10 protein-coding genes are annotated in these 9,112 nt (G+C 49.5%); 7 read left to right on the top strand and 3 right to left on the bottom strand.

The genetic code is table 11. The features are described from left to right. The 7 genes from VJB08_07355 to VJB08_07325 form a co-directional block, all read left to right on the top strand. Positions 1 to 813 (top strand): V-type ATP synthase subunit A (locus VJB08_07355; GenBank protein HLD43771.1); only part of this gene is annotated, 813 nt, incomplete at its 5' end. A gap of 10 nt (positions 814 to 823) precedes the next feature. Continuing rightward, complete coding sequence (locus VJB08_07350) at positions 824 to 2,194, top strand: V-type ATP synthase subunit B (GenBank protein HLD43770.1); 1,371 nt, start codon at positions 824 to 826, stop codon at positions 2,192 to 2,194. 5 nt (positions 2,195 to 2,199) lie between these two features. Beyond that, positions 2,200 to 2,817, top strand: a complete 618-nt coding sequence (locus VJB08_07345; GenBank protein HLD43769.1) for a V-type ATP synthase subunit D — start codon at positions 2,200 to 2,202, stop codon at positions 2,815 to 2,817. Between the two features lie 293 nt (positions 2,818 to 3,110). Then, positions 3,111 to 3,323: a hypothetical protein gene (locus VJB08_07340; GenBank protein HLD43768.1), complete on the top strand. Its 213-nt coding sequence runs from the start codon at positions 3,111 to 3,113 to the stop codon at positions 3,321 to 3,323. Positions 3,324 to 3,481: 158 nt separating this feature from the next. After that, positions 3,482 to 4,108, top strand: coding sequence for an orotate phosphoribosyltransferase (pyrE, locus tag VJB08_07335; protein ID HLD43767.1), 627 nt, complete (start codon positions 3,482 to 3,484; stop codon positions 4,106 to 4,108). A gap of 8 nt (positions 4,109 to 4,116) precedes the next feature. After that, positions 4,117 to 4,920, top strand: coding sequence for an orotidine-5'-phosphate decarboxylase (pyrF, locus tag VJB08_07330; GenBank protein ID HLD43766.1), 804 nt, complete (start codon positions 4,117 to 4,119; stop codon positions 4,918 to 4,920). 23 nt (positions 4,921 to 4,943) lie between these two features. Beyond that, entirely contained in the window at positions 4,944 to 5,339 is a 396-nt protein-coding gene (locus VJB08_07325) for a VOC family protein (GenBank protein HLD43765.1), read from the top strand. Here the strand turns inward: VJB08_07325 and VJB08_07320 are convergent. The 3 genes from VJB08_07320 to VJB08_07310 form a co-directional block, all read right to left on the bottom strand. Then, a complete protein-coding gene (locus VJB08_07320) occupies positions 5,323 to 6,504 on the bottom strand; it encodes a phosphoglycerate kinase (GenBank protein HLD43764.1) in 1,182 nt (393 codons plus the stop codon). The genes VJB08_07325 and VJB08_07320 overlap by 17 nt on opposite strands. A 32-nt stretch (positions 6,505 to 6,536) precedes the next feature. Beyond that, positions 6,537 to 7,511, bottom strand: a complete 975-nt coding sequence (locus VJB08_07315; GenBank protein ID HLD43763.1) for an Lrp/AsnC family transcriptional regulator — start codon at positions 7,509 to 7,511, stop codon at positions 6,537 to 6,539. Between the two features lie 323 nt (positions 7,512 to 7,834). Beyond that, the gene (locus tag VJB08_07310) at positions 7,835 to 9,028 is read right to left on the bottom strand and encodes a redox-regulated ATPase YchF (protein HLD43762.1); all 1,194 of its coding nucleotides are present in this window, start codon (positions 9,026 to 9,028) and stop codon (positions 7,835 to 7,837) included. Positions 9,029 to 9,112: the final 84 nt, after the last annotated feature.

Below are 9,112 nucleotides of genomic sequence, written 5' to 3'. Positions count from 1 at the left end.
GACATGGGCTACTCAGTTGCATTGATGGCTGACTCAACATCGCGATGGGCAGAAGCCATGCGTGAGATCTCCTCAAGGCTGGAGGAAATGCCAGGCGAGGAAGGATATCCTGCATATTTGTCAACAAGGCTTTCAGAATTCTATGAGCGCTCAGGCCGGGCGGTCCCTCTTGGCGCAAAGGAGGGCTCAGCAACAGAGGGTTCAGTTACTGTTATCGGAGCAGTCTCTCCGCCAGGCGGAGACTTCTCAGAGCCTGTCACCCAGTCAACATTGAGGGTTGCAAAGACCTTTTGGGCGCTTGATGCGAAGCTTGCCCAAAGGCGCCATTTTCCTTCAATTAACTGGCTCACATCCTATTCCCTTTATCTGGATACATTAGAGCCATGGTATTCCGAGAATGTTGCTAAGGAATGGAGAGGCCTGATCAACCAGATCATGTCCATCCTGCAGGACGAAGAAAAGCTCATGGAAATCGTCCAGCTCGTTGGATCAGACGCGCTGCCGGAGAAGGAGCAGATAACCCTTGAGGTCGCCCGGATGATCAGGGAGATTATCCTGCAGCAGAACGCATATCATGAGATAGACACCTATTGCTCCCTGAACAAGACATATCTGATGATGAAAAGTATCTTGCTGTATGCGAAGCATGCGCACGAGTCTCTGGAGAAAGGCTGCCTTGTTAAGGATATCCTGAAGGTAAAAGCTAGGGACAGGATCCCCAACGTCAAGTTTGTCAAGGAGTACGCATCAAGCCTGGAATCCATAAATAAGGAGATGGAAAAGGAGTTTGGCGGGTTGGAGCATGAAGAATAATGGTGAAACAATGAAAGAATACAAAACCATAAGCAGGGTTGCGGGTCCATTGATCTTTGTCAAGAAGACTGAGCCGGTTGGCTACGCAGAGCTGGTGAAGGTCAAGCTCCCTGACGGAACAATAAAAAACGGCCAGGTGCTGGATACTTCAGAAGAGGTTGTTGTTGTGCAGGTTTTTGAAGGAACCTCGGGAATTGACATGTCTTCATCAGTCAAGTTCCTTGGAGAGACGATCAAGCTTTCCTGCACTGAAGAGATGCTGGGAAGGATCCTGAACGGCGCTGGAAGGCCGATTGATAAGGGCCCTGAAATCATCCCAAAGAAGCGCCTTGAGATCAGCGGCCAGGCAATCAACCCCTACTCCCGGGCATCCCCTGCTGATTTTATCCAGACAGGCATCTCCACGATTGATGGGACAAATACGCTTGTCAGGGGCCAAAAGCTTCCGATCTTCTCAGGCTCCGGCCTGCCCCATAACGAGATTGCGCTTCAGATCGCGCGCCAGGCAAAGGTCCTTGGCCAAAAGGAAAAATTTGTTGTTATTTTTGCAGCAATGGGCATCACGAATGAAGAGGCCCAGTATTTCATCAGAGACTTTGAGAAGACAGGCGCATTGGAGAGGAGCGTTGTGTTCCTCAACCTGGCTGATGATCCTGCTGTTGAACGGCTTATCACCCCAAAGATGGCGCTGACATGCGCTGAATACTTTGCCTATGAGCTTGAGATGCACGTGCTGGTTATCCTCACAGACATGACCAACTACTGCGAATCGCTGCGCGAAATTGGAGCTGCCAGGGAGGAGGTTCCTGGAAGAAGAGGCTATCCTGGATACATGTACACAGACCTTGCCTCCATCTACGAGCGCGCAGGCATGATCAAGGGCAGGAAGGGCTCTATCACCCAGTTCCCAATCCTGACGATGATTGGAGATGATATCACGCATCCGATCCCTGATTTGACAGGATACATCACAGAAGGCCAGATTGTCCTGAGCAGAGAGCTGCACCGGAAGAATATCTATCCTCCAGTTGATGTCCTGCCCAGCCTTTCCCGGCTGATGAACCTTGGCATCGGCAAGGAAAAGACAAGGGAAGACCACAAGCAGCTCTCAGACCAGATGTATGCCAGCTATGCTGAAGGAAGGGATCTCCGGGGCCTTGTCGCCATTGTTGGAGAGGAGTCGCTCTCTGAGAGGGATAAGAGGCTCCTGAAATTCGCAGATGCATTCGAGAAGCGTTTTGTCACTCAGGGAAAATCAGATGACAGAAATATCCAGACAACGCTGGGAATAGGGTGGGAGCTCCTTGCTCCGATCCCGGAGAATGAATTGGCGCGGCTGTCTCCTGAGCTGAAGGAAAAGTTCCTCAAGAGAGATGGTTAGGGAACATGGCCCTTGACGTAAAGCCAACACGGTCTGAGCTTATCAAGCTCAAGAAGCGGATCAAGCTTGCCCAGTCAGGGTACGGGCTCCTGAAGAAGAAGAGGGATGGCCTGATCCTGGAATTCTTCAAGATTCTTAAGGAGGCGAAACGCCTGCGCAGCCAGGTTGCAGGGCACTACAGGGAAGCTTTGGAGAAGATAGAGACTGCAAGACTTATTGAGTCTGATGTGACTCTTGAGTCGCTCAGCCTTGCCATCAGGGAGCGCCCGCAGGTCCAGCTTGGCCAGGCAAATATCATGGGAGTGGTCGTCCCGAGAGTGAGCTCAACAGCAGTTCAGAAAGGGATGCTTCAGCGCGGCTACAGCATTGCAAGCTCCTCAGCAGTGATCGATGAGGCAGCAGAGGCATTTGAGAAGGTGGTCCTGGATATCGTCAGGCAAGCAGAAACCGAGACTGCCATGAAAAAGATCCTGGCTGAGATTGATAAGACCAAGAGGAGAGTAAATGCGCTTGAGTTTGAGGTCATTCCGCGCATGAAGAGGGCCAAGGACTTCATCACCTTAAGGCTGGAGGAGATGGAGCGCGAGAATGTGTTCCGGCTGAAGAGGATAAAGAAGAAATAAGCAGGGGTTGGTGGGCGCCGCGCCAGGGGCTCAGCAGAAAGCCGTCGTTGCCGCCCTTCGTGAGGCTCGGCTCAAATGCAGACCGACAACGGGGAAGCCCCATTCGGGGAATGCCGGTTTATTCAGAGTACAATGCGAGCCGAACTGCTCCGAAGGAGCGACCAAAAATGTGAAGCATTTTTGAGTACCTGTGGCAACCGGTGGCTTGTGAGCGAGTGAGAAGGAGCTCACTCGCAAGCCACAGCAAGGCTTTCTACTGAGCCCGTGCCAGGGGAAAAGTTTATAAACCCGCCATGAATTCTCCCTCGTACCATAAGAAAGGCTCGTTCTTTTTTATGCAGAGGAAAAACAAATGCAAGGAGATTTTGGGGAAAGAACAATGCACAAAGCTACCTGTGCAGACTGCGGCCAAGAATGCGAAGTTCCGTTCAAGCCAGCAGGAGACAGGCCAGTATACTGCAGAGAGTGCTTCCGTAAAAAAAAGCCACGAAGATTCTAGAAGCTAGGCGACCCTCTGGAATAGAGGAGATGGGATTTTTTTGATTTATCATTTTTACATATGAAGTAGAGACTGGTCTAGATTTCTATAAGGGACATAAGGAGATTAACTGCATGGAGCCCTGCAACCGCAAACTATAAAAGACTCCCTCAAAACCAGGAGTTTATGGCTCCAGAACAGGTAGCAAGCCTCCTTCTCAGCATCAAGGCAGTCACATTATCGCCATTAAAGCCGTATGTCTGGACTTCCGGCATTAAAGCGCCGATCTACTGTGATAACAGGCTTCTGATGAGCTATCCTGAGAAATGGGAAGCAATTATACAATCAATGGCAGACGTAATACAACAAAAAAAACTGAGCTTTGATATCATCGCAGGAGTGGCAACAGGAAGCATCAGCCATGCCTCATTAGTTGCCGCAAAGCTCAAGAAGCCAATGATCTATGTCCGACCAAAGGCAAAAGAGCACGGCAAGGGAAACCAGGTTGAAGGTGTTCTAAAGCCAGGTCAGAAAGTCCTTGTGGTAGAGGATCTGATCTCAACAGGAGGCTCAGCCTTAAATGCGATTCAGGCAATACGGGACAAAGGAGGCGTAGTCACAGACTGCATTGCAATCTTCACGTATGAGATGAAGGAATCAAGGGAAGGCTTCTCAAAAGCAGGGGTAACGCTTACAACCCTGTCTAATTTCTCAGCATTGCTGAATGCGGCAGAAGAAAAAAAGTGCATAACACCGAAAGAAAAACAGGCCTGCCTCGAATGGAGCAAAGACCCGAAGAAGTGGCCAAAATGAATTATAAAATGAATTATATAGACAGATTAAAGGAAAAAGAGTCAATCCTCTCTGTTGGACTGGATCCCATTATTGAAAAGATACCAATAAAAGATAAAACAAATAAGGGCATTGAAAAGACAATCTTTTCTTTTTTTAAAAACATCATTGAAGCAATTGACGGTGAAAACATCCCGATTGGCGCAGTAAAGCCAAACATTCCTTATTATGAGCAATACGGATTTGAAGGGTTGAGGGCATTAAAAAAGGTCATCGAGCTGGCAAAAGGAAAGGATCACATCGTGATTTTAGATGCAAAGCGCGGAGATATTGCTAAAACCAATGCAGTCTATGCAAAAGCGATCTTTGATTTCTGGGAGGTAGATGCAGTAACTGTAAACCCATTTTTGGGATCAGACTCCTTACAGCCCTTCTTTGAATACTGCAAAAAGGGAAAAGGCATCTATATCCTTACAAAAACATCCAATCCCAGCTCATCAGAATTCCAGGACCCGATGAAAATAGCCCAGATGATCAATAAGCATTACACCCCTGGAATAGGCTCTGTAATAGGAGCAACCTTTCCTGGAGAGCTAAAAAGGATAACCAAAGCATTCAAGCAGCCAGTCCCATTGCTCATACCCGGCATCGGAGCCCAGGCAGGCTCATTGGAAGCAGTTCCAAAAGAGAGGATTCACCGCATCCATGCAACTTCAAGCATTATTTATGCGTATGAGAAGGATGAAAATGGCAGTTCAGACTATGTTGGAGCTGCACTAAAGGAGATAAGGCTGCTCAATTCTCAGATTGGGAAGATTCAGGAATCAGGCTAACGCACGCAAGGAGGGAGAAAAGAATGGACAAAGTAGTGCATTTTGAGATACCTGCAGACCAGGTAGAGAGGGCAAAAAGATTCTATGAGGCTGTTTTCAATTGGAATGCCGTTTCAATACCCGAGATGAAGTACGTCATACTCCGCACAGGCCCTACAGATGAGAAAGGCATGGCGAAGGAAAGCGGGTTCATCAATGGAGGAATACTGCGGCGACAAGCCCCGATTGATTCAGCAGTCATAACCATCAATGTGGCAAGCATTGAGGATTCATCAAAGAAGATTGAAGCAAACGGCGGAAAAATGATAAAAGGAAAATTCCAGGTAGGAGAAATGGGATACGCAGCCTATTTCAGGGATACTGAAAGCAACATAATCGGACTCTGGGAAAACATTAAAAAGATCAGGGAGCCTTCTTAAATTTCCTATAGCTCTCCTCCAAAGCAGCAATCCCCGGCAGTTTCTTCCCCTCAACCACAGCAAGGGATGCTCCGCCGCCTGAACTGATGTGCGTAAATCTCCTCGCCACCCCGAACTGGTCAACTGCGGCAGAAGTGTCTCCTCCTCCGACAATAGAGATCGCATTGCTCCTGGCAATGCAAAATGCAATCTCCTTTGTGCCGCGGGCAAAACGCTTATCTTCAAACTTTCCAACAGGCCCTGCCCAAAAGACAGTCCTTGCCAGCCTCAGAATCCTCTTATAAGAGGCAAGAGTCCCCATCCCAATGTCCATTATGCTCGCTCCTTTCGGCAACTGAGAAATTGCGCACTGCTTCACTTTTCCATTGATGTAGACGCAGTCAAACGGCAGGATAACTTTCTTATGCCTGCAGAGCTTCCTTGCCTGGCTCAGCATCTCTTCTGAATAAAGAGAGGTCTGGATATCAATGCCCATGGCCTTAAGGAAGGTATTTGCCATCAGGCCTGAGACAATCACCGCATCTGCCCTTTTCAGGAGCTTTTCCAGGGTCGCGATCTTCTCAGCCTTCTTCCCTCCGACAATCGCAACAAAAGGCCGCTTGGGCTTTGCAGCCTTTCCCAGGTGTTCCAGCTCAGCATCAAGCTGGAATCCCGAGCAGCTTAGGATATGGGCAGGAACCTCAGTGATTGAGGTGTCATCATGATGGGAATCTGAGAAGCACTCATTCACATACACGTCTGCGTAGGAGGCAAGGGCTTTGCCAAACCTCCTCCTCTCTCCCGTTGTTGTGGATTGCTCTTCCTTGTGGAATCTCAGGTTCTCCAGAAGAATGATCTGGCCTGGCTTCTGGAGTTTCAGCTTCCTGGCAACCTTTGGGCCAACGCAGTCATCGAGTTTTGCCACCTTTCTGCCAAGCAGCTGAGAAAGCCTCTTTGCAACAGGATCGTATCGGAATTCCTCAATCCTCCTTCCTCCAGGCCTCCCCATGTGGCCAATAAGGATAACTTTGCATTTCCTGGAAAGCAGATGCCTTATTGTTGGAAGCCCCTCCCTGATCCTCCGATCATCTTCGATTTTTCCAGAAAGAAGCGGAACATCAAATCCTGTCCGCACGAGGACTCTCTTGTTCCGTACATCAATATCGCGAAGGTGGAAAAAACCCATAGCACCCTTCCAGAAACCCAAGTATAAAAAGGTTATCCCACCAAAAACTTCGGAAAAAAATTCGTCTTGTAGATCTTATACAGCGGGACACTCTCAATCTGCTGGATGAGCACGGTAAATTTCTGCCGTATCTCCATCTCAGTCTTCCTGAGCTCCATGATATCCGGAGCTTCAGTGATGATTTCAATATCCCATTCCCCTAAGGTCTTGGCTATGCTGACAACGTTCGGATGCGCCTTAAGGTGGCTGATCAGGCTTTTCTCCATCTCGATTGAGATGTTATGGTACTTGATGGTCAGCAGGGCAGAGATATAATTCATCTTCCGGGGGTTGAGTGACGGCCTAAAACCGAGAATGATCTTTCGCTCCTGCAGGCGCTTGATCCGCTCAATGACAGTCTTCGGGCTCATCGAGAACAGCTGCCCAATCCTGACAGCGCTTGCCCGGCCATCCTCAGCAAGCACCTGGAGAATATGGAGGTCTGTCACATCCACCTTTTCCGGTTTCCGATCCCCTCCGATGATAACTGCGGGAAGCAAGTCATGGCGGAAGAGATATTTCCTGCCAAACTGTGTAATCACGATTGTGGTAAGCACCGTGTAATTTTGCAGCTGCTCAGGAAACTTCTCCATAATGCCCCTCAACGTCTTGTTAAACTGGGAGGGATTGAGCGCCAAAAATGTGCAGATCAGGTCATATCTCCCTCCGCATCCTGCAATCCACGCAGTATGAGGCTCTGCGATGAGGTACTGGACCATCTCGTCGAATTTCTCCTGGCTGATATAGACGACCTTGAAGTACACCCGGAAATTGAGGCTGTCCAGCTTGGAGTAATCCAGAAGGGGGTAGAACTGCCGGATAACGCCCTTCTCCACCAGGGAATTGACCGTATAGCTCACTTGCTGCTGGCTCTTTCTGATCTGCCTCCCAAGAGTGGAAAACTGGATTCTGGCATTAAGCTCCAGCCTCCCCAGAACCAGCCGCTCAACATGACGCAATGTTGTCATAGGCTGTTAGTTTATTGCTGTTTTAATAAATGTTGTGCTCACTACGGCCGCGTTCAAAATGAAGGTGCGCGCCCATTCGTGAGCCTCTACGCTGAAACAAGCAGTGCGACAAGGGAGTTGCCCCCTACGGGGATATGTCGCTCATCACAGCAACATCAAGAGGCGAACTTGGCGCTCACCCGAGAGATTTTGAACGCAGTTGCTCATTGCCCTTCAGCATCATTCCACCGAAATTTCTCATTCGAAGAGCATCATAAGATGAACCGCAGAAGATTTCCACCCGGGTTAAAATCCCTATGCATTAAGCCCCTATGCATTAAGCCTTATGCATTATGGATGATCTCAATGACATCCCGGTGATTCAGCACATGCTCCTTGCCAACGGTCCGCCGGGTCTTTACGTCGATTGCACGGATAAATTTCTTTCCGAAGTCAGTATGGAGGCGATACGCAAAATCCAGCGCAGTGCTGCCTCCGGGAACCAGGAAGCAGTCAGGCAGTCTCCTGCCCTCTGAATCCTCAAGCTTATGGACCCCTCCAGGAAAGACTGCGATATACTTAAGCAGTTCAAAGACAGCTTTGTCCAGGGCCTCCTGCACTCCTGTGGAAGCATGGCCAGCCAGGAGCTTTTGTATCTGATCGAGTCCTCGCCTCTGTCCGTCTGTCAAAGCTGCTTCTTTCTTGGTCTCAAAATGATTCTCACCCGGAATATAGTCAATAAGCCCCCTCTTTGCTGCCTCCCGCAGCGCAAGCTCTGCATCAGCTGAGCACGCTACAAAGGTTATTCCTGGAAATTGCTGTCTGAGCCTCAGCAGGTTCTCCTTGCTGCCGGGAAGATCCATCTTATTGCAGGCCACCAGCATCGGCTTGGTAGCCTTCCGCAGCTCTGCCGCAAACAGCACAACCTGGCTGTCGCTCCACTCTTTGAGGTCCAAAGGAAGCTCCAAAAATTCCAGAACAGCTTCGCAGAGCTTGTCGCTCACCCCAAGGCTGCTGAGCTGCTTTGCCAGCGCCTTTGCAAGATCTGACTTTTTGTGGTTGACTGCCCTCGAGAACTTCTCCCATCCCTTCCTGATGAGGCGAAGGTACCAGTGGTCAAGCTCTGCCTCAAGGAACCGCACATCTAAGGCAGGGTCCCTTGTCCCGGGGCTTACCGGCTCACCCTTCGCATTCGTTGCTCCCGCGCAGTCAATGACGTGGATAAGAACGTCCGCCTGATTGAGGTCATCGAGAAACTGGTTGCCCATTCCCTTCCCTTCATGCGCGCCCTCAACCAGGCCTGCCACATCCATAGTATCAACGGGAACAAACCTGCTCCCTCGAATGCAGTAACCGAGCCTCGGGTTGCACGTCGTGCCAAGCTCCTTCTCCGCGCATTCCACCTTGACATAGGCAGTCCCATGGTTCGGCTTAATTGTGACAAAGGGGTAATTGGCAATCTCAACCTCAGCCAGGGTTGCCGCCTTGAAGAACGTCGATTTTCCAACATTCGGCTTGCCGACGAGTCCGATAAGCATAAGCGGTAAGAAATATCTTGTGTATTTATGCTTTGCTTAAAGAAAGGCTGCGTTCAAAGTGAAGGTTGCCATCATTTTGTGAGC

It is taken from the genome of Candidatus Nanoarchaeia archaeon (genome assembly GCA_035290625.1).
Taxonomy (GTDB): domain Archaea; phylum Nanobdellota; class Nanobdellia; order Woesearchaeales; family DATDTY01; genus DATDTY01.
This window is presented reverse-complemented; position numbering and strand designations above follow the sequence as displayed.